19 protein-coding genes, 1 tRNA gene and 1 pseudogene are annotated in these 20,236 nt (G+C 59.5%); 9 read left to right on the top strand and 12 right to left on the bottom strand.

Going from position 1 to position 20,236, the window contains the following annotated elements; translation table 11 throughout:
• Window positions 1-46: 46 nt before the first annotated feature.
• The 5 genes from copD to PMI01S_RS03475 all read right to left on the bottom strand — a co-directional run bounded on the left by copD (window position 47) and on the right by PMI01S_RS03475 (window position 4,828).
• Entirely contained in the window at window positions 47-982 is a 936-nt protein-coding gene (copD, locus tag PMI01S_RS03495) for a copper homeostasis membrane protein CopD (protein ID WP_084318038.1), read from the bottom strand.
• 3 nt (window positions 983-985) lie between these two features.
• Complete coding sequence (gene copC / locus PMI01S_RS03490; protein ID WP_084318037.1) at window positions 986-1,357, bottom strand: copper homeostasis periplasmic binding protein CopC; 372 nt, start codon at window positions 1,355-1,357, stop codon at window positions 986-988.
• A 55-nt stretch (window positions 1,358-1,412) separates the two neighbouring features.
• The gene (locus PMI01S_RS03485; RefSeq protein ID WP_084318036.1) at window positions 1,413-2,300 is read right to left on the bottom strand and encodes a copper resistance protein B; all 888 of its coding nucleotides are present in this window, start codon (window positions 2,298-2,300) and stop codon (window positions 1,413-1,415) included.
• An 11-nt stretch (window positions 2,301-2,311) separates the two neighbouring features.
• Window positions 2,312-4,009: a copper resistance system multicopper oxidase gene (locus PMI01S_RS03480; protein ID WP_084318035.1), complete on the bottom strand. Its 1,698-nt coding sequence runs from the start codon at window positions 4,007-4,009 to the stop codon at window positions 2,312-2,314.
• A gap of 114 nt (window positions 4,010-4,123) precedes the next feature.
• On the bottom strand, window positions 4,124-4,828 hold the full coding sequence (locus tag PMI01S_RS03475) for a murein L,D-transpeptidase catalytic domain family protein (protein ID WP_084318034.1): 705 nt from the start codon (window positions 4,826-4,828) through the stop codon (window positions 4,124-4,126).
• A gap of 81 nt (window positions 4,829-4,909) precedes the next feature.
• On the opposite strand from PMI01S_RS03475, the gene PMI01S_RS03470 reads away from it, so the two are divergent.
• Entirely contained in the window at window positions 4,910-6,649 is a 1,740-nt protein-coding gene (locus tag PMI01S_RS03470; protein WP_084318033.1) for a L,D-transpeptidase family protein, read from the top strand.
• 50 nt (window positions 6,650-6,699) lie between these two features.
• On the opposite strand, the gene PMI01S_RS03465 is transcribed toward PMI01S_RS03470, so the two are convergent.
• Window positions 6,700-7,542, bottom strand: coding sequence for a LysR substrate-binding domain-containing protein (locus PMI01S_RS03465; RefSeq protein ID WP_084318032.1), 843 nt, complete (start codon window positions 7,540-7,542; stop codon window positions 6,700-6,702).
• Between the two features lie 108 nt (window positions 7,543-7,650).
• Between PMI01S_RS03465 and PMI01S_RS03460 the strand changes: the two genes are divergently transcribed.
• The 3 genes from PMI01S_RS03460 (at window position 7,651) to PMI01S_RS03450 (ending at window position 10,800) form a co-directional block, all read left to right on the top strand.
• Complete coding sequence (locus tag PMI01S_RS03460; protein ID WP_084318031.1) at window positions 7,651-8,355, top strand: haloacid dehalogenase type II; 705 nt, start codon at window positions 7,651-7,653, stop codon at window positions 8,353-8,355.
• A gap of 16 nt (window positions 8,356-8,371) precedes the next feature.
• The gene (locus tag PMI01S_RS03455; protein WP_084318030.1) at window positions 8,372-9,163 is read left to right on the top strand and encodes an aldolase; all 792 of its coding nucleotides are present in this window, start codon (window positions 8,372-8,374) and stop codon (window positions 9,161-9,163) included.
• A 65-nt stretch (window positions 9,164-9,228) separates the two neighbouring features.
• A complete protein-coding gene (locus tag PMI01S_RS03450; RefSeq protein ID WP_084318029.1) occupies window positions 9,229-10,800 on the top strand; it encodes a sensor domain-containing diguanylate cyclase in 1,572 nt (523 codons plus the stop codon).
• 34 nt (window positions 10,801-10,834) lie between these two features.
• Here the strand turns inward: PMI01S_RS03450 and PMI01S_RS03445 are convergent.
• Window positions 10,835-11,113, bottom strand: a pseudogene (locus tag PMI01S_RS03445) (GNAT family N-acetyltransferase); the annotation flags it as partial.
• Window positions 11,114-11,286: 173 nt separating this feature from the next.
• Here PMI01S_RS03445 and PMI01S_RS03440 point away from each other — a divergent pair.
• Together PMI01S_RS03440 and PMI01S_RS03435 are read left to right on the top strand one after the other, a co-directional pair.
• Entirely contained in the window at window positions 11,287-12,081 is a 795-nt protein-coding gene (locus PMI01S_RS03440) for an exodeoxyribonuclease III (RefSeq protein WP_084318028.1), read from the top strand.
• Window positions 12,082-12,192: 111 nt separating this feature from the next.
• Window positions 12,193-13,020, top strand: coding sequence for an arylamine N-acetyltransferase family protein (locus tag PMI01S_RS03435; protein WP_084318027.1), 828 nt, complete (start codon window positions 12,193-12,195; stop codon window positions 13,018-13,020).
• Here the strand turns inward: PMI01S_RS03435 and PMI01S_RS03430 are convergent.
• A complete protein-coding gene (locus PMI01S_RS03430; protein WP_084318026.1) occupies window positions 13,017-13,334 on the bottom strand; it encodes a BrnA antitoxin family protein in 318 nt (105 codons plus the stop codon). The two genes, PMI01S_RS03435 and PMI01S_RS03430, sit on opposite strands and share 4 nt — an antisense overlap.
• Before the next feature lie 3 nt (window positions 13,335-13,337).
• Window positions 13,338-13,619 carry a BrnT family toxin gene (locus tag PMI01S_RS03425; protein WP_084318025.1) on the bottom strand — a complete coding sequence of 94 codons (282 nt, stop codon included), beginning with the start codon at window positions 13,617-13,619 and terminating at the stop codon, window positions 13,338-13,340.
• A gap of 246 nt (window positions 13,620-13,865) precedes the next feature.
• Between PMI01S_RS03425 and PMI01S_RS03420 the strand changes: the two genes are divergently transcribed.
• Complete coding sequence (locus PMI01S_RS03420; protein WP_084318024.1) at window positions 13,866-15,383, top strand: nucleobase:cation symporter-2 family protein; 1,518 nt, start codon at window positions 13,866-13,868, stop codon at window positions 15,381-15,383.
• Between the two features lie 307 nt (window positions 15,384-15,690).
• Here PMI01S_RS03420 and PMI01S_RS03415 read toward each other — a convergent pair.
• Window positions 15,691-15,766, bottom strand: a tRNA-Asn gene (locus tag PMI01S_RS03415).
• 227 nt (window positions 15,767-15,993) lie between these two features.
• On the opposite strand from PMI01S_RS03415, the gene PMI01S_RS03410 reads away from it, so the two are divergent.
• Window positions 15,994-16,224, top strand: a complete 231-nt coding sequence (locus tag PMI01S_RS03410) for a hypothetical protein (RefSeq protein ID WP_084318023.1) — start codon at window positions 15,994-15,996, stop codon at window positions 16,222-16,224.
• Here the strand turns inward: PMI01S_RS03410 and PMI01S_RS03405 are convergent.
• A complete protein-coding gene (locus PMI01S_RS03405; protein WP_084318022.1) occupies window positions 16,221-16,430 on the bottom strand; it encodes a hypothetical protein in 210 nt (69 codons plus the stop codon). The genes PMI01S_RS03410 and PMI01S_RS03405 overlap by 4 nt on opposite strands.
• Window positions 16,431-16,655: 225 nt before the next feature.
• On the bottom strand, window positions 16,656-17,852 hold the full coding sequence (locus PMI01S_RS03400) for an amino acid aminotransferase (RefSeq protein ID WP_084318021.1): 1,197 nt from the start codon (window positions 17,850-17,852) through the stop codon (window positions 16,656-16,658).
• Window positions 17,853-18,190: 338 nt separating this feature from the next.
• Between PMI01S_RS03400 and uvrB the strand changes: the two genes are divergently transcribed.
• Window positions 18,191-20,206: an excinuclease ABC subunit UvrB gene (uvrB, locus tag PMI01S_RS03395; RefSeq protein WP_084318020.1), complete on the top strand. Its 2,016-nt coding sequence runs from the start codon at window positions 18,191-18,193 to the stop codon at window positions 20,204-20,206.
• Window positions 20,207-20,236 lie beyond the last annotated feature (30 nt).

Raw genomic sequence — 20,236 nt, 5'->3', positions numbered from 1 at the left:
GAGCAAGAGGCAATCGTTGATCCATATCAACTGGAGCCCCTTTACGTTATTCCGCGCTCATTTCCATCTCTGGACTCAATGTCCCCAGCCAGGCCACCAACCCTACAATCAACACCGCCGCCACCAACTCCACGACCACACTGCGTCGCAATGCATTCGCCGCTACCCGGTATTGCCTGTCCCGCAGCGACCGTTCCAAAAGTGGCCCGAGTTGAAACCGATTCAACGCGGCCAGCACCAGCATCCCGGCAAATAACACTACTTTGATAAATAGCAAAATCCCGTAGGTACTGAGAAACACCTCGTCCAGTTCAGGGCCGACGATGAACAGGTAGTTCACGATTCCCGTTACGGTGATTACGACAACAATCACCGCGCCCACCCATTCAAACCGTTTGACAGCACGGACGAGCAGCCGGATGCGCGCTTCGCTTTGCAGTGAGTTGATCCTCGCTAACAAGGCAAATGCGATCAACCCACCCAGCCACGCCCCCGCCGCCAGCAGATGCAAGATGTCGGTGATGAAATGCCAATACCGCAGGCTTCCTTCATCCATCGCGCCATGACCGTTCCAGGCCAGGCTGGCGAGGGCGATGCCTCCAGCAGCGGACGCGATCAGCAGACTGACGCCGGGGGCTCGTTGGTTGAACATAACCGCCAAGCCGCCGACAACCAGCGCGACAACGCGAACCGTCCAGGCCAGTCCCACGTCTGTCTCAAACACCATCATCTCGATATGCGGACGCAGCTCGGCAAAATCCGACTCGCCGCTCATGGCGCTGGCCATCATCACCATGCTGGCGACGGAAAACAGCACGCCCAGCAACGCTGCCCCCGTCAACATCGACCGAAACGGCAGCGCCGCCCCTGACACCCGTTCCTGTTCTTTCAGGCTATAGAGCCCAAACAGCGCCAAGCCAAACAGCAACATCAAATCCACATACAACCCAAAGCGCAGTGCAATGCTGACCGAGTCGCTCATCAATCACTTCACTTTGAACGTAACGTTGCCGGTGATCGGGTGAGTGTCCGACGACACCGCGCGCCATTCGACTTTGTAGGTGCCGGCAGGCAGTGGCGAAAGCGGTGTGATGACCATGGTTTTCGGGTCGCTGCCACCGGACACTTTGGCTTTCATGGGCATGGGGGAGTGCGCCATGCCGGGCATTTCGGTCATGACCAGTTTCGCGCCGGAAAACTGGGTCATGAGGCTTTCGGAAAAGTGCAGTTCAATTTTGCCGGGTGCTGCGCCATCCGCACCTTCTGCCGGAGTGGAGGAAAGCAGTTTTGGGTGCGCTTGAGCGAGTGCGCTCATGAGCAGTCCAATGGCAACAGCGGTCGTTTTAATCATGCGCATGCGAGGCCTCTTACCGCTTCAAGCGGTTGTTTTTTTGGTTGTTGAGTGAGTGCGTTCAGAACCACAAGCGAACACCGAGGACCAGGCGTGCTTCGCTGCGATCCTCACCTTCATCGTTGGCGTAGTCGGCGGTTTTACCGTAGGTGCGGTTCCAGGTCACGCCGATATAGGGCGCGATCTCCCGGCGAATTTCATAGCGCAGCCGCAGCCCGGCTTCGGTGTTGGACAGCCCGGAACCGATACCCCGTTGCGGATCGTTTTTGCCATAGACATTGAGCTCGGCGGTCGGCTGCAGGATCAGCCGATTGGTCAGCAGGATGTCGTAGTCACCTTCCAGCCGCACGGCGGTCTGGCCGCCTTCGCCGATGAATGCCGTGGCCTCGGTTTCAAAGTTGTACAACGCCATGCCTTGCACGCCGAACGCGGCCCATGTCTGTGGGGCGCCGGGTTTGAAATCCTGGCGCACGCCGGTTACCACGTCCCACCATGGGGAGATTGCATGCCCCCATAGGGCCTGGATTTCGGCGTCTTCGGTTTTGCCGTTGGTGCGTTCGCCTTCGGAGCGCAGCCACAGGCGGTCGATGTCGCCGCCGATCCAGCCGGAGAGATCCCAGGCCAGAGTGCTGCCGTTGTCAGCGTCCTGCCATTCGAGTTTGTCGGCGAGGAAGTAATAGTTGAGCGCGGTGTCATGCACGCCGTGGCCGGTCGGGCTGGCATACACGGCGGCCCGGTCGGCATCGGTTAGCACCGGGATCGGCGTGCGGCTTTCGGTCGGCGCGGCGGGCTGCATCTGGCCGTCGTCCATGCTTTGCATTTGGCTATGGTCCATGCCCTGCATCTGGCTGTGATCCATGTTCTGCATGTCGTCGGTGGCGGCCATCGCCGAAGAAAGGGTCAGGCTCGCGGTCACGAGTGCCAAAGAGAGGGGGGTGAGTCTGGTCATGGGTAGGCGTCTCATTCTTCCACGCGAACTTCACGGAACATGCCCATTTCCATGTGGTACAGGAGATGGCAGTGATAGGCCCAGCGGCCGAGCGCATCGGCGGTTACCCGATAGCTGCGCCGGGAGCCGGGGGGCATGTCGATGGTGTGTTTGCGCACCATGAACTGACCGTTCTCGTCTTCGAGGTCGCTCCACATGCCATGCAGATGGATCGGGTGGGTCATCATCGTGTCGTTGACCAGCACCACCCGAACCCGCTCGCCATATTTGAGGCGCAGAGGTTCGGCGTCGGAGAACTTCACACCGTTGAACGACCAGGCAAATTTTTCCATGTGGCCGGTAAGGTGCAGTTCAATCGTGCGGCTCGGGTCGCGGCCGTCCGGGTCTTCGAAGGTGCTACGAAGGTCGGAATAGGTCAGGACGCGGCGGCCGTTGTTGCGCAGGCCGAGGCCGGGATCGTCGAGTTTGGGGGCGGTGGTCATGGCTTGCATGTCCACCAGCGGGTTGTCTTTTTCTGTCTCTGGATGAGACTGCATACCGGGCATGGCCATGGCGCTGTGATCCATGCCCGCCATGCTGCCGTGGTCCATCCCGCCCATGCCCATGTCATCCATGGTCACCAGCGGTCGAGGGTCCAGCGGTGGTACCGGCGCGGATAAACCAGCCTTCGCTGCAAGCGTGCCGCGTGCAAAGCCAGTCCGATCCATTGACTGGGCGAACAAGGTGTAAGCCGCTTCGGTCGGCTCGACAATCACATCGAAGGTCTCCGCCACCGCAATGCGAAACTCATCGACACTCACCGGCTTGACGTGCAGCCCATCTGCAGCGACCACCGTCATCTTCAGCCCCGGAATGCGCACGTCGAAATACGTCATGGCGGAGCCGTTGATGAAGCGCAGGCGCAACTTTTCGCCCGGCCGGAACACGCCTGTCCAGTTCGAGTCCGGCGCCTGGCCGTTCATCAAGTAGGTGTAGGTGGCACCGCTGACGTCGGCGAGGTCTGTGGGATTCATCTTCATTTCGGCCCACATCTTTCGATCGGCGACCGTGGAAGCCCAACCTTTCTCGCTGACGTCGTGGATGAAATCGCCCACGGTGCGCTTGTTGTAGTTGTAGTAATCGGACTGCTTTTTCAGGGTGTTCATCAAGCTGGCCGCGTCTTCGTCGGTCCAGTCGGTCAGCATTACCACGTAATCGCGGTCGTACTGGAAAGGCTCCGGCTCCTTGGCGTCGATCACCAGCGGACCATAAACGCCCGACTGTTCCTGAAGACCCGAATGGCTGTGATACCAATAGGTGCCGTTCTGCCGGAGCTGGAATGTGTAAACGTACACGCCGCCGGGTTCGATGCCGTGAAAGCTCAGCCCCGGCACGCCGTCCATGTTGGCTGGCAGCAAAATGCCGTGCCAGTGAATGGAGGTGTTTTCCTTGAGTCTGTTTTTCACCCGCAGCGTGACCGTGTCGCCTTCACGCCAGCGCAGCAATGGGCCGGGGATACCGCCGTTGATGGTTATCGCGGTGCGCGGATTGCCGGTGATGTTGACCGGGGTTTCGCCGATGAACAGGTCGAAATCGGTGCCGGCCAACACCTGCGGTTCGCCAGGGCTGGTGATCGCCCACACAGGCGTGCGCCATAAACCGAGGCCGCCGAGCAGCCCGCCCGCAGCGAGCCCTTTCACGAAGGTGCGTCTTGAAGTGGTGGAGTGCATGCTGTTTTTATTCCCGGTCCGTCAGTTGGGAGACAACTTGACGACGAGTCTAGCGAGCGATGCCTTTCAGCAGACTGAGGCGCGGATTACAGTTTTGACAGGTTCATGTTGTATTCAGCGGTTGCTCGTGGATTTTGATGCCGTGGCCACGGTCCCACTGCCACAGTTGATAAACGAAGATTTCTTCAACCAGCGCTGATCCGGGTAGTACGAAAACAACAACTGCCCGCCTTTCATCGAATCAATCAGCTTGTGCGCAATCGCCGGTCGCACGGCCGGGCAGCCCAGGCTTCGACCAATCCGCCCGTTCGCCCGCGCCAGCACCGGGCTGACATAAGGCGCGCCATGAATCACGATTGCCCGGTCAAACGCATTGTCGTTGAAACCCGGCTCCAGGCCTTCCATGCGCAGCGAATAACCGTTTTGCCCGACATAGCTCTGCTGCGTGCGATACAAGCCGAGGCTGGTGGCAAAGCTTTCATTTTGATTGGAGAAGTTGACGGCCATGTTTTCGCCGCTGTTGCGACCATGGGCGACCAGTTCATGAAACAGCAACTTGCGCTTCTTTAAATCGAACACCCACAGGCGCTGTTCGGTCGAAGGCAGGGAATAATCGATCACCGCAAGTCTTTGGACAGGAGCAGCACCTTGCGCGATGCTGCATTGCGAGGCACGAACGGCGAGGTCGATGACCTTGGCGTTGGCTTTCGGGGCCGCTTTGATGAGGGCGGCCGCGAGCGAATCGGCGTAGGCTAACGGTACGGACATTGCAGTCAAAAGCAGGGCCGGCAGCAGATAGCCAATACGTAGTGGCGCCATATAGATGTCTCATCATGTTAAGTTCGAGTCTAGCAGTGCTTTGAAAGCCAGGCGTTGAATGCGGGAGATTAAGGATTATCCATGGTGCTTTTAACAAGGTTATTCGTCATAAGCCGCATATTTTTTATGGGCTTTCTGATCAGCGGCACGGCGCTAGCGGAAACTTCGCCGATTGAGCCGACAATTGCGCCTAGCTCCGTTATCGACGCTGCAGTGGAAGATAACGTCGGACAAGCGATTCAGGCATCGCTTGAGCCGCTGAAAACCGCGTTTCCACCGTTGCTGACCGCGCCGCGTCATCGTCGGGTGGATGTCAGTCGTCTGGTCATGGATTTCTATACCCATCGCGCTTATCGCGCAGCGTGGACGGATGACCGCGACGTCGCACAATTGATCGCCAGCCTGAGCGCGACTGACGCCGATGGTTTGAACCCGGCGGATTTTCATATTGATGAGCTGGTCCGATCCCAGGCCACGATGCAGACCACGCCGGTCACGCCCGAGCAACGGGCGGCCTTTGATCTGGCGACGACGCATACCTTTATTACTGCGCTGCTGCAGTTGCGGCGGGGCAAGGTCGATCCGTCGCGGCTCGATATTCATTGGAATTTTGACGCCAATGGCGTCGACCCGCGCGACGACGTCAATGCGTTCTTCGCTGCGCTCGACCAACACGATGTAGCAAAGGCTTTTGCCCTGGCTCCGCCGCAAGAAGCGGTGTACGGGGGCTTGCGTCAGGCGCTGGCGCAATTGCGCGGTATTCGCGATCGGGGCGGCTGGCCGAAGGTGGTTGTGGACCATTCGCTCAAACCTGGCATGGACGAACCGGCTGTCGCGCAGTTGCGCGCGAGGTTGGTCGCGGCAGGTTTTCTCGATCCGCGATTGATCCACGGCACAAAGTACGACGGTGCCGTCACCGCTGCGGTGAAAAAATATCAGAACGAGCAATACCTCGGTGTGGATGGCATGGCGGGGGCGACCACGCTGGCAGCGTTGAATGTGCCGGTTGACGCACGCATCGACCAGGTGCGGGTCAACATGGAGCGGGCGCGTTGGCTGCTTTATAAACTTCAAGGCACGTTCGTGATCGTCGATATCGCCGGTTATAAAGTGGCGATGTACCGCGATGGTCAGCCGATCTGGCGCTCTCGGGTGCAGGTCGGTAAAGCGGCGCGCAATACACCGATCTTCCAGGCGCAGATTACCTACATCACTTTTAATCCGACCTGGACAGTACCGCCGACGATCCTCAAGGAAGACGTGCTGCCGAAGATCAAGAGCAATCCCGGTTACCTGGCCGCCAACCATATTCGCGTGATCGACCGCGAAGGCAACGAGCTGGATCCTGCGGGTGTCGACTGGACCAACCCGCGGGGCATCAGCTTGCGACAGGATGCCGGGCCCGAGAGTTCGCTGGGTCAGGTGGTGATCCGCTTTCCCAACGACTATGCGATTTACCTGCACGACACGCCGCATCGCGAGTTGTTTGCCAAGACTGTCCGCGCAACCAGTTCGGGCTGCATCCGGGTGGAGAATCCGCTGCAACTGGTGGAGTTGTTGTTCAACGACCCGGTCAAGTGGAACAGCGCCGGTATTCAGAAACAGTTGGCCAATGGCAAGACCGAGAACATTCGGCTGCCGGTGAAAGTGCCGGTGTTGTTGGCCTATTGGACAGTCGATCTGGGCAGCGACGGGCGGGTGGCGTTCAAACCTGATGTGTATGGCTACGATGAGCCCGTGCTGCGGGCATTGAATCGACCTGCGCAAATGCCGGTGTTGAATCTGCATGCGGCGACGGCCTCGGTGGGGACTGGGCCGTAACAGGGTCGAATCCGGGAGCGGGGCGTTCATGGCGCGCCCATTCCTCCTGATCAAGCCCGGCCCAACTCCTCCCGCAAAAACTCCACCAGCCCTCGCTGCAGTCCAGTCAGTGCGCCTTCGCGACTGATCAGCGCCAATTCCGTCGGCGGTAATTCGGGCAGATCGGTGCACACGGTGTGCTCTGGCAGCACCGCCGAAACGGGCAGCACCGAGAGGCCCAATCCGGAGGCCACCGCCGCTTGAATCCCCGTCAGGCTGTGGCTGCCAAACGCAACCCGCCACGGCCGCTGAGCCACATCCAGCAGGCGGATCGCCCGTCGCCGGTAAATGCACCCCTGGGGGAACAGCGCCAATGGCAAAACGCCCTGGGCGGAGTCGACCCCCGCACCTTTGACCCACACCAGCGCTTCCGGCCACGCTGCCCAGCAGGGGCCGCTGTCCGGTTCACGCTTGACCAGTGCAATGTCGATGGCGCCCGTTGCGAGTTTCTGTTTGAGATCGGTACTCATGCCGCTGACGGTTTCCAGCCGCGCTTCAGGTCGGCTGCGGTTGAAGCCGGCGAGGATCGCGGCCATGCGCCGTGCGTCAAAGTCCTCCGGTACGCCAATACGCAGGATCTCCAGGTCGAGGTCGCTGGCGAGGGCTTCCACCGCCTCCGAAGACAGGGCCAGCAGGCGCCGGGCATAGTGAATCAGCATCTCGCCGTGCTCGGTGACGCTGATGTTCTGCCCGGTGCGATCGCGAAGCAGCAGCGCATGGCCGACCAGTTCTTCCAGTTTGCGAACCTGTTGGCTCACGGTGGACTGGGTGCGGTGTACGCGTTCGGCGGCGCGGGTGAAGCTGCCTTCGTCCACCACGCAGACGAAGGTCTTGAGCAGTTCGAGATCGAGCATGGCGGCTTCCTTGATATTCGATTTATCACTGACAAGTCGATATTAATTTAATTTCACACTATCACTGTTGGCTCGTAACCTGAAGATCACCTTTCAAAGGACACGACCATGACACTCAAAAACTCTCCACGCCCCCAGTGGCTGACCTTCGATTGCTACGGCACGCTGATTCAATGGGATGAAGGTTTGAAAGCCGTGGCCGCGCAGATCCTGCGCGACAAGGGTGATCACCCTGTCGATGTCAATCGCCTGATCGAGGTGTACGACCGGCACGAACACCGGCTGGAGCAGACTCCGCCGCATCGTTCGTTCCGTCAGTTGAGCACCCTTGGGTTGCACATGGCGCTGGAGGAGTTGGGGTTGGCGAGTTCGGCCGAAGACAGTCAACGGCTGGCGGCGGCTATCCCGAAGATGCCGCCGTTTCCCGAGGTGATCGACACGCTCGCCCGGCTCAAGACGATGGGTTTCAAGGTGTGCATCGTGTCCAACACCGATGACGACATCATCGCCGGCAACGTCGCGCAACTCGGCGGGCACATCGATCGGGTCATCACCGCCCAGCAGGCCGGCGCCTACAAGCCGAATCCGCAGCTGTTCGACTACGCTCACGCGCAACTGGGCGTCAGTCGCGATCAGGTGGTGCACATCTGCGCAAGCCCGACGCTGGACCACACCGCCGCGCGCGATATGCATTTTCGCTGTGTATGGATCGATCGCGGCACCGGTCGTCAATTGCTGCCCGACTATCAACCCGATGCGATATTGAGCACGCTGGACCAAGTCGTGCCCCTGTTCGAATCCCTTGGCTGGTAACCCCGGAGTCATTGCCATGGCACACACCCTTGAAGGCGGTTCCCGTTCTGCGCGTTACACCAACCTGAACCTGGACTCGCCGGCTGTCATCACGGCGCGCACGGAACTGGCGGCGTGCTTTCAACTGGCGGCGCTGCATGGGCTGGAGGAGGGGATCTGCAACCACTTTTCCGCCATGGTGCCGGGGCGCGATGATCTGTTTTTCGTGAACCCCTACGGCTACGCGTTTGCAGAGGTCACCGCAGACAACCTGCTGGTCTGCGACTTCCACGGCAATGTCGTGGCCGGCGAAGGCCAACCGGAGGCGACCGCGTTCTACATCCACGCGCGCCTGCATAAACAGCTGCCGAGGGTGAAAGTGGCGTTCCACACGCACATGCCCCACGCCACGGCGTTGTGTTTGCTGCAAGGCCCGCCGTTATTGTGGCTGGGGCAAACAGCGTTGAAATTCTACGGGCGTACGGCGGTGGACGAGGACTACAACGGCCTGGCTCTCGATGAGTCCGAAGGTGACCGGATTGCCCGCGTCATGGGCAATGCCGACGTCCTGTTCCTGAAAAACCACGGCGTGATCGTCGCAGGGCCGACCATCGCCGAAGCCTGGGACGATCTGTATTACCTGGAGCGCGCCGCCCAGGTGCAATTGATGGCGATGGCGACCCAGCGCGATCTCAAGCCGGTGCCCCCCGACATTGCGCAACGTGCCTACGAACAAATGCGCCTGGGCGATGCAGACAGTGCGCAAGCACATTTGCGCAGTGCGATGCGACGCCTGTCCAAAGGACAATTGCCCCGCACCATCCCGTAGACTAAGCTCGCAAACATTAAGGGTTTTGGGCCTTTGCCCATGCCTTACCCTTGCAGGACGAGCGTTTGCCTATCTCCCATGACGACCCGCGCCACGCCAGTGGCGTCACTTTGAAACGGTTACCCCTGCGCAAAGCGGCGGTGCTGTTTATTGTGGTGGTGTGTCTGTGCCTGTGTGGTTTGCTTTATCTGCAACTGGAGCAATCGCGCCGGCACGATCTGGCGGTGGCCGAAGTGGCGTCATCGAACCTCACGCGCGCCATGGCGCAGCAGGCCGAAGACACGTTCATGAAAGCCGACCTGGTACTGACCAGCCTGGCGGACTGGATTCAGGTTGATGGGTTCGTGCCGGCGCAGATCCCGCGTCTGCAAAAAACGTTTGCCCGACGGGTGCAGGCGCTCAGTCAGTTGCACGGGATTTTCCTGTTCGATCGAAAGGGGCAATGGGTTGTCACCTCATTCGAGGATTTACCCCGTGGTCCCGGCGTGGCGGACCGCGATTACTTCCTGTTTCATCAGCAGAACGTATCGTCCCTGGCGCACATCGGCCCCGCGATTCGCAGTCGCGTGAATGGCGAGTGGATCATTCCGGTTTCCAAGCGGGTGAATGACAAGGACGGCCATTTTCATGGCGTTTTGCTGGCCGGCATCAAAATGTCCTACTTCGATCAGTTTTTCAAAAGCTTCAGCATCGATGACGACGGCTCCATTTTCCTGGCGCTGACCGACGGAACGCTGCTGGCGCGACGGCCGTTTGTGGAATCACAGATTGGCCAGTCACTGGCCAAAGGGGAAATTTTCAGCAAGTACCTGTCGGGCTCAATGTCCGGCAACGCCATGATCGGTTCTTTACTCGATGGCACCGTTCGCTTGCATGGCTACCGGCAACTCGACGCCTATCCGCTGGTAGTGTCCGCGGCCTCATCCAGGGATTCGATTCTCAAGGGCTGGTATGACACAGCGTTTAAATCCAGCGTCATTGTGGCGCTGGTTGTGCTGGGCGTGGGGCTGTTCGGTTGGGTGTTCGTGCGCCAGGTGCGCCTTGGTGAACGGGTCGAGAAGGATTTGCGCAAGGCCAAGGACGCGCTGAATCTGATCGCGACCCATGACAGTCTCACCGGCCTGGCCAATCGCCGCCTATTCGAACAGGCGCTGGACCTCGAGTTTGGCCGTGGCATCCGACAGTCGAGTTCGTTGAGCCTGATCATGCTCGATATCGATTACTTCAAGCGCTACAACGATGCTTACGGCCACGTCGCGGGTGACCATTGCCTGGCCGAAGTGGCGAGAGTGGTGAAAAGTTGCTGCCATCGAGCCACTGATCTGGCTGTGCGTTATGGCGGTGAGGAGTTTGCTGTGTTACTGCCGAATACGGATATTCATGGCGCGATGGTCATTGCCGAGCAGATCCGCCGCAGCATCATGACCTGCAACATCAACCACAGCGGTGCGCCCAGCGGTTACTTGACGGTCAGCCTCGGTTGTCATGCCTTCGTACCGACGCGCCTGGACAGCACCGAAGTGTTCATCGAGCGCGCCGACGCGGCGTTGTATCAGGCCAAGCATTCCGGGCGAAACCGTTCGGCGGTGCTGTCGATGGACGGTAGTGTCGGGGAACTGATGCGCTCTGATCGTTGAGGTGGCTTGAGGTTCGGGGAAGTGACCGTTGATTTCAGGTGACGGGCCGTCCCTGCGTATTCGCCGCCAGTTTCTGTTCGAGCCTCTGCTGCACTTGCGGCCACTCATCATCGATGATGCTGAACCGCACCGAGTTGCGCTTGCGACCGTCCGGCATGATCCGTTCGTGGCGCACGATACCTTCCTGCTGCGCCCCTGGCCTGAGGATTGCGTTGCGTGATTTCTGATTGTTTTCGTCGGTGGTGAATTGCACCCGCACACAGTCCGGCACGTCGAAGGCAAAGCGCAGCATCAGGTATTTGGCTTCGGTGTTGCAGCGGGCGCAGGCTGATTCCGTGGCCTTTCAGCATGGTTTCCATGAGAGCGGTTTTCTCGGCAGATCGGGTGGGCGTCGTGCGTCTATTACGCCGTACTTGAGATAGCCGACGCAACCACCGGAATGCCAGGATGTTACACACTGAAGACACATGTCCGGAGCGCTGGCCCATGAAGAATCTGCGGATCGCAACGTTCAACGTCAATGGCATGCGCGCCCGGCTGCCTAACCTGCTGGCCTGGCTGGAGCGGGAGAAACCGGACATCGCCTGCCTGCAGGAACTCAAGTCGGTGGACAGTGCATTTCCTGCCGCAGAACTTGAGGCTGCCGGCTACGGCGCGATATGGCAGGGGCAGTCATCGTGGAACGGGGTGGCGATTCTGGCGCGGGATGCGCAACCACTGGAGAGTCGCCGTGGTTTGCCAGGCGACGACAGTGATACCCACAGTCGGTATCTGGAGGCCGCCGTGCACGGTGTCCTTGTGGGCTGCCTGTATCTGCCGAACGGCAATCCGCAGCCGGGGCCGAAGTTCGATTACAAGCTGGCCTGGTTCGAGCGGCTGATCGCCTACGCCAAGGATCTCCAGAGCAGCGAACACCCGGTGGTGCTGGCCGGCGACTATAACGTGGTGCCGACAGACCTGGACATCTACAACCCGAGGTCCTGGCTCAAGGATGCGCTGCTGCAACCGCAAAGCCGCGAGTGTTATCAACGATTGCTGGATCAGGGGTGGACCGATTCCCTGCGTCATCTGTATCCGGAGGCTCGGCTTTACACCTTCTGGGACTACTTCCGACAACACTGGCAGAAAAATTCCGGGTTGCGCATCGATCATCTGTTGCTCAACCCGGCACTGAGTCCTTACCTGCAAGAGGCCGGTGTCGATGCCTGGGTGCGCAACGAGCCGCATGCCAGCGACCATGCACCGGCGTGGATTCAACTGGGCTCGCGCAAGCGCCGTTGATTGTCCGTGAGTGGCGATTGGCGAAATCAATTGTCGGTCGAACCGCTTTATCCCTTATACATGGCGGCCATCGGCGGAAAGATCCGCGGCCCAGTTCATAAGGACCGAGCAATGAGCGAGCCACGCCTGAACAATCTTGCGTTGTACCTGCAACGTCTGGGTTTCGACGCGCCACCGGCGCCAACCCTGGAAACCCTGCGTCAGTTGCAGTTTCGTCACACCGGAGTGTTCCCGTTCGAGAACCTCACCACCCTGTCTGGCGAGCCGGTACTCATCGATTTACCGTCCATCGAGCAAAAAGTCCTGCACGATGGCCGCGGTGGTTACTGCTACGAACTCAACAACGTGTTCCTGGCCCTGCTTCAGGCGTTGGGCTTCGACGCCCGCGGCATCTCCGGCCGCGTGGTCATGGGCCAGCCCGAGGGCGCCTGGACCGCGCGTACGCACCGCTTGAGCCTGGTCACCCTGGAGGGCGTGCGCTACATCACCGACGTCGGCTTCGGCGGCATGGTCCCGACCGCGCCACTGCTGCTCGACACTCCGGACGAGCAACTCACCCCTCACGAACCCTATCGAATCGAACACCACGCAGACGGCTACACCCTGCGCGCCAACGTCGCCGGTGAATGGCGACCGATGTACATCTTTGACCTGCAACGCCAGGAAGACATCGATTACACCGTCGGCAACTGGTATGTCTCAACCCATCCTGAATCATCCTTTGCCAAACAGCTGATGGTGGCGCGGACGGGGGAAGGTTGGCGGCGCACGCTGAACAACGGCAGTTTTGCGATCCACCGGATCGGCAGCGAGAGCGAGCGGCGGCAGATCACGGCGGTGGCTGATCTGGTCCGGTTGCTGGAGAGCGAGTTCGGCATTCGAGTGCCTGAACACGCACATTTGAAGCAGGTGCTTGGGCGGTTGATCGAACCGGATTAGGGGCGAGCGTCAGGCTCCATCACTCGATGGATTTCGCTGACGGCGTCCAGCAACGTTTTCTCCAGGTTTTTCAGGTCGGAGGGCGTTATCCCTTTTTTGAGCTGCCCGGTCTCTGCAGTTTTGTTTTTGTCACTGAGCAGCGCGTGCCGCAGTGTGTTGTTGATCACCGTCTGGTACCCATATCCCTCGTTTTCCGCGAGCGCACGAGCGGCGTCTATGACCGCTTCATCCAGCATGATGGTAATGCGGGTTTTGCCTTTGCCGGGGGCAACTGCCCCACGCTTGGCATTGCTGAAGTCGTATTCATCTTTCATCTCTCAAGCCTCCAGATATTGGCGACGCTCGTTTTTTGTGGCGAGGCGCGCAGAAATGATTCGAACGAAATTCGGATCGCGGTAGGTGTACGCGACGACCAGCAAGCGGGCTTTGGCGTCCAGCCCCATGATGATCCATCGTTGCTCGTCATGAAGATCATCCTGGAGCGCCAGCGCTCGTTCGTCATGGAACACGGCCTCAGTCTCTGCGAGGCTGATGCCTTGATGCTTCAGTTTGTTCGCCGCGTTCTTTGCCTTGTGGTACTGAATTTCGAATGGCTTCATTATGCATACTTTATACGTATAAAAAAGAGGGCGACCACTACCGATGGTCGCCAGGAACTCAAAAGACTAGCGGGGGATACGAGGAGGGCTGGGACGGATATATTTCAGGGTTTATTGAACGATGCTGTGGGTGTGGATGGACACATGTCCATAATCTGACTGATTAGTTGTATACAACTCTATAGACATTTGTCCTGAGTCTTGCATACAGTGTGCGCATAACAAAAACCAGGGAACCCCCCAACCATGAAAACGCCCCATGTTTCACACCAACGGCCTGAGGACGAAAACCTCGGGGTCGGCGCGAATATGGCTTACGGCCTGCAACATGTTCTGACCATGTATGGCGGTATCGTCGCGGTGCCTTTGATCATCGGCCAGGCGGCCGGGCTCTCGCCAGCGGACATCGGTTTGTTGATTGCTGCTTCATTGTTTGCGGGGGGCTTGGCGACATTGCTGCAGACCCTCGGTTTACCGTTTTTCGGCTGCCAGTTGCCGCTGGTGCAAGGCGTGTCGTTCTCCGGCGTCGCGACCATGGTGGCGATTGTCAGCAGTGGTGGGGAGGGCGGGTTTCAGTCGATTCTCGGGGCGGTGATTGCCGCGTCGCTAATCGGTTTGTTGATCACACCGGTGTTCTCGCGAATCACCAAATTCTTCCCGCCGCTGGTGACGGGCATCGTGATCACGACCATTGGCCTGACGCTGATGCCGGTGGCCGCGCGCTGGGCCATGGGCGGTAACAGCCATGCGGCGGATTTCGGCAGCATGGCGAACATCGGTCTGGCGGCGGTGACGCTGGTGCTGGTGCTGTTGCTGAGCAAGGTCGGCAGCGCGACGATCTCCCGTTTGTCGATCCTGCTGGCGATGGTCATCGGCACCGTTATCGCGGTGTTTCTCGGCATGGCAGACTTCTCGTCCGTCACCCAGGGCCCGATGTTCGGCTTCCCGACGCCGTTCCACTTCGGCATGCCGACCTTCCACTTTGCTGCGATTCTGTCGATGTGCATCGTGGTCATGGTGACGCTGGTGGAAACCTCGGCGGACATCCTCGCCGTCGGTGAAATCATCGGCACCAAGGTCGACTCCAAACGCCTGGGCAACGGCTTGCGCGCCGACATGCTGTCGAGCATGATCGCGCCGATTTTCGGCTCCTTCACCCAAAGCGCGTTCGCCCAGAACGTCGGGTTGGTGGCGGTGACCGGGATCAAGAGCCGTTTCGTGGTGGCCACCGGCGGTTTGTTCCTCGTGATCCTGGGCTTGTTGCCCTTCATGGGCCGGGTCATCGCCGCCGTGCCGACTTCGGTGCTGGGTGGTGCCGGTATCGTGCTGTTCGGTACCGTGGCGGCCAGCGGTATTCGTACATTGTCCAAGGTCGACTACCGCAACAACGTCAACCTGATCATCGTCGCCACCTCCATCGGTTTCGGCATGATTCCCATCGCCGCCCCAAATTTCTACGACCAGTTCCCAAGCTGGTTCGCGACGATCTTTCACTCGGGTATCAGCTCCTCGGCGATCATGGCCATCGTGTTGAACCTGACCTTCAACCACCTCACTGCCGGCAATTCGGATCAGCAATCGGTGTTTGCGGCGGGTACTGAGCGGGTCCTGCGTTATCAGGATCTGGCCGCGTTGCGCGAGGGGGATTATTTCAGCGAAGGTAAATTGCATGACTGCGACGGGAAAGAGATCCCGGTGGTGGAGGTGGATCATGGGCATGGAGAGCCGCGGGCGATGCCTGCGAAAAGCAGTGAACATGTCTGACGGCTGGAAAGGCCGGAGCGAGTGACAGGTTGACACTCGCTCCGACGTAAATTCAAAGGGTGTCCTTCGGGGCGCCTTTTTCGTGCGGCTTTTACTGGGGCAAGGCCCACTTGGGCACGGTCCCTTGCAGGAGCCGGCTTGCTGGCGATGGTCGTTAACGATAACGCGTGAAACCAGGCTCACCGCAGCGCACTTGCGTCCATCGCCAGCAAGCCGGCTCCTACAGGCTTGCGGATCAGCCAATTTTTCATCGGCCACAAAAAAGCCCCTGAACCTTTCGATTCAGAGGCTTTTCGTTATTGCTGTCTGGCTCCACGACCTGGACTCGAACCAGGGACCCAGTGATTAACAGTCACTTGCTCTACCAACTGAGCTATCGCGGAATGGCGTGTATGTTACTGATTCAAAAAGAGAAGTCAAGCACCTGTTAACAACGCGAGGGATTCATCGGGACGGGCGGTGGTTTATCGGCGATTGGCGGTTACCAGAACAGCGCCAGAGGTCTACCATGGCCGCCCGGAAGTGGTTGCACGCGCTGCCGGCCATTCGCCGAAAAGGTACGCGCCATGAATTACCCAGCCCTCGCATTCCGACGCAACGAGGTGTTCGCATGAGCATCGCACAGATCAGCCTGCCCAAAGGGGTTGGCCCCCACGCCGAAAAACTGTTCGACGCCATCACTCAGGCCAGCACCGCTGACGAATTGAACCGCGCTGGCGGCAAGGCCGAAGGTTTTGTCCTGGGTCTGGAAAGCACCAAGGCCATCAAAAGCCAGATCGCCGAATCGCTGTACGTCGCCTATGACGATGCGGCCAGCCAGCGCGCGACCGAACTGGCTTAACCGCCGAACGTCACGGTGGCGAGCATCAGTTTGGCGTAAAGCAACGTCGCGCCCAGTTGCACCAGCCACAAGGCCAGTCCGCCGAGAAACACACCCGCAGCCACTTGCAGCACCAGGTTATTGCTGCGTTTGGCCGGGACGCGGGGGATGAAGTCATTCAGGTCATCCAAGTCATCGCGCTCAGCGCGCAGGTCATCGTTTTTCATTTGGGCTCTCGTCAGAATTCTCGGGTGTACATAAAACGTTGTAGGAGCCGGCTTGCTGGCGAAGAGGCCATCACAGTCAACATTGATGCTGGCTGGTCTACCGCTATCGCCAGCAAGCCGGCTCCTACAAGGTCGATGTGTGCAGTCTAGAGGGGTTGGGATTTATCTGAGCCAAATAAAAACGGGAAGCCTCATGGCTTCCCGTTATGTTTAGTGCTCGACGACTCAGATCACCGCAACGATGGCCTTGGTCACGACGTCGATGTTGCTCTGGTTCAGCGCGGCAACGCAGATGCGGCCGGTGTCCAGGGCGTAGATGCCGAACTCGCTGCGCAGACGGGTCACTTGCTCAACCGTGAGGCCGGAGTAAGAGAACATGCCGCGCTGACGACCCACAAAGCTGAAATCACGCTGTGGCGCGTTTTTCGCCAACAGGTCAACCATCTGGGTGCGCATGCCGCGAATCCGCAGGCGCATTTCGGCCAGCTCTTCTTCCCACTTGGCCCGCAGTTCCGGGCTGTTCAACACCGCGGCGACGATGCTTGCACCGTGGGTCGGCGGGTTGGAGTAGTTGGTGCGGATCACGCGTTTGACTTGCGACAGCACGCGCGCGCTTTCTTCTTTCGACTCGCTGACGATCGACAGGGCGCCAACGCGCTCGCCGTACAGCGAGAAGGATTTGGAGAACGAGCTGGAGACGAAGAAGGTCAGGCCCGATTCAGCGAACAGACGCACGGCGGCGGCGTCTTCGTCTATGCCATCGCCGAAACCTTGATACGCCATGTCGAGGAATGGCACGTGGTTTTTCGCTTTCACTACTTCAAGAACGTTTTTCCAGTCCGCCGGGCTGAGGTCTACGCCGGTCGGGTTGTGGCAGCACGCGTGCAGCACAACGATCGAGCCGGACGGCAGGGCGTTCAGGTCTTCCAGCAGGCCGACACGGTTAACGTCGTGGGTGGCGGCGTCGTAGTAACGATAGTTCTGCACCGGGAAACCGGCCGTTTCGAACAGCGCGCGGTGGTTTTCCCAGCTTGGGTCGCTGATCGCCACGACGGCGTTCGGCAGCAGTTGCTTGAGGAAGTCGGCACCGATTTTCAGTGCACCAGTACCGCCAACGGCTTGAGTGGTGATGACACGGCCAGCCGCGATCAGCGGCGAGTCATTGCCGAACAGCAGTTTCTGAACGGCCTGGTCGTAAGCAGCGATGCCGTCGATCGGCAAGTAGCCACGGGAAGCGTGTTGAGCGACGCGAATCGTCTCGGCTTCGACAACGGCGCGCAGGAGTGGAATTCGCCCCTCCTCGTTGCAGTAAACACCGACCCCCAGGTTGACCTTGTTGGTACGGGTATCGGCGTTGAATGCTTCGTTGAGGCCCAGGATTGGATCGCGTGGTGCCATTTCGACAGCGGAGAACAGGCTCATTTTTGCGGCGGCTCTGAATGGAGAGTGGAGGGACGTGTCGCGCTCCAGCCGAATGCACTAGAGCGGTGCACAAACGGGGAGCTAGTATAGAGGCCATCTGCGATTGATGGCGACAGTCGATTCGGCTTTTACTGTAAGTTTTTCCGATTATTTTTCGACCGTTAGTCGATTGATCCCGTCAAAGACTTCAAGGGATGTAGGACGTTTGCCTTGAAAGCGCGGGCAATCGACTCCACATTGAGCACAATCCAGTTTTTTCCTCGGGCGACGTCGGTCGTTTGTGGTCTTTTTCGTTGCTGTCCGGTTTGCCCGGACGGGCGCGACCCAGAGGGTATTTCATGTCTGAATTCCAGCTAGTCACCCGCTTCGAGCCCGCCGGCGATCAGCCGGAAGCCATTCGCCTGATGGTCGAGGGCATCGAAGCCGGGCTGGCACACCAGACGTTGCTCGGTGTGACCGGCTCGGGCAAGACATTCAGCATCGCCAACGTCATCGCCCAGGTTCAGCGCCCGACGCTGGTGCTGGCCCCGAACAAGACCCTGGCCGCGCAGTTGTACGGTGAATTCAAGGCGTTTTTTCCGAACAACGCCGTCGAGTACTTCGTTTCCTACTACGACTACTACCAGCCCGAAGCCTACGTGCCGTCCTCGGACACCTTCATCGAGAAAGATGCCTCGATCAACGATCACATCGAGCAGATGCGACTCTCGGCGACCAAAGCGTTGCTGGAGCGCAAGGACGCGATCATCGTCACCACGGTGTCGTGCATCTACGGTCTGGGCAGCCCGGAAACCTATTTGAAAATGGTGCTGCACGTGGATCGGGGCGACAAGCTCGATCAGCGCGCCTTGCTGCGTCGCCTGGCGGACCTGCAATACACCCGCAACGATATGGAATTCGCCCGCGCGACCTTCCGCGTGCGCGGTGATGTGATCGACATTCACCCGGCAGAATCCGATTTCGAAGCGATCCGCATCGAACTGTTCGATGACGAAGTCGAGAGCCTGTCCGCCTTCGACCCGCTGACCGGCGAGGTGATTCGCAAGCTGCCGCGCTTCACCTTCTACCCGAAAAGCCACTACGTAACGCCGCGAGAAACCCTGCTCGATGCCATCGAAGGGATCAAGGTCGAGTTGCAGGAGCGTCTGGAATACCTGCGCTCCAACAACAAACTGGTGGAAGCGCAACGTCTTGAGCAACGCACGCGTTTCGACCTGGAGATGATCCTCGAACTGGGCTACTGCAACGGCATCGAAAACTACTCGCGCTACCTCTCGGGCCGTGCCTCCGGTGAGGCGCCGCCGACCTTGTTCGATTACTTGCCGGCCGACGCCTTGCTGGTGATCGACGAATCCCACGTCAGCGTGCCGCAGGTCGGCGCCATGTATAAGGGCGACCGCTCACGCAAAGAAACGCTGGTGGAGTACGGCTTCCGTCTGCCCTCGGCGCTGGACAACCGGCCAATGCGCTTCGACGAGTTCGAAGGCATCAGCCCACAGACGATTTTTGTCTCGGCCACGCCGGGCAACTACGAGGCGGAACATGCTGGACGGGTGGTCGAGCAACTGGTGCGCCCGACCGGCCTGGTGGACCCGCAAATCGAAATCCGTCCGGCGCTGACCCAGGTCGACGATTTGCTGTCGGAAATCACCAAGCGCGTCGCCCTCGAAGAGCGGGTGTTGGTCACCACATTGACCAAGCGCATGTCCGAAGACTTGACCGATTACCTGGCCGACCACGGCGTGCGGGTGCGCTATCTGCACTCGGACATCGACACCGTGGAGCGCGTGGAAATCATCCGTGATTTGCGCCTCGGCACGTTCGATGTGCTGGTGGGGATCAACCTGCTGCGCGAAGGCCTGGACATGCCGGAGGTGTCGCTGGTGGCGATCCTCGATGCGGACAAGGAAGGCTTCCTGCGTTCCGAGCGTTCGCTGATCCAGACCATCGGTCGCGCGGCGCGTAACCTCAACGGCCGGGCGATTCTCTATGCAGACCGGATCACCGGCTCCATGGAGCGGGCGATCGGCGAAACCGAGCGTCGTCGCGACAAGCAGATCGCCTTCAACCTGGCCAACGGCATTACACCGAAGGGTGTGTTCAAGGACGTTGCCGACATCATGGAAGGCGCCACCGTGCCCGGCTCGCGCAGCAAGAAGCGCAAAGGCATGGCCAAGGCCGCCGAGGAGAGCGCCAAGTACGAAGCCGAATTGCGTTCGCCGGGAGAAGTCGCCAAGCGTATCAAGGCGCTGGAAGAGAAGATGTACCAATTGGCGCGCGACCTGGAATTCGAAGCGGCGGCGCAGATGCGTGATGAGATTACCAAGCTTCGGGAGCGGTTGATCGCTGTTTGATCTCTAGCGCCTGACTGGCCTCATCGCGAG

It is taken from the genome of Pseudomonas migulae NBRC 103157, from assembly GCF_002091715.1.
GTDB classification, from domain to species: domain Bacteria; phylum Pseudomonadota; class Gammaproteobacteria; order Pseudomonadales; family Pseudomonadaceae; genus Aquipseudomonas; species Aquipseudomonas migulae_A.
The sequence above is the reverse complement of the archived record's forward strand: the minus strand, read 5'-3'. Positions and strand labels throughout refer to the sequence as shown.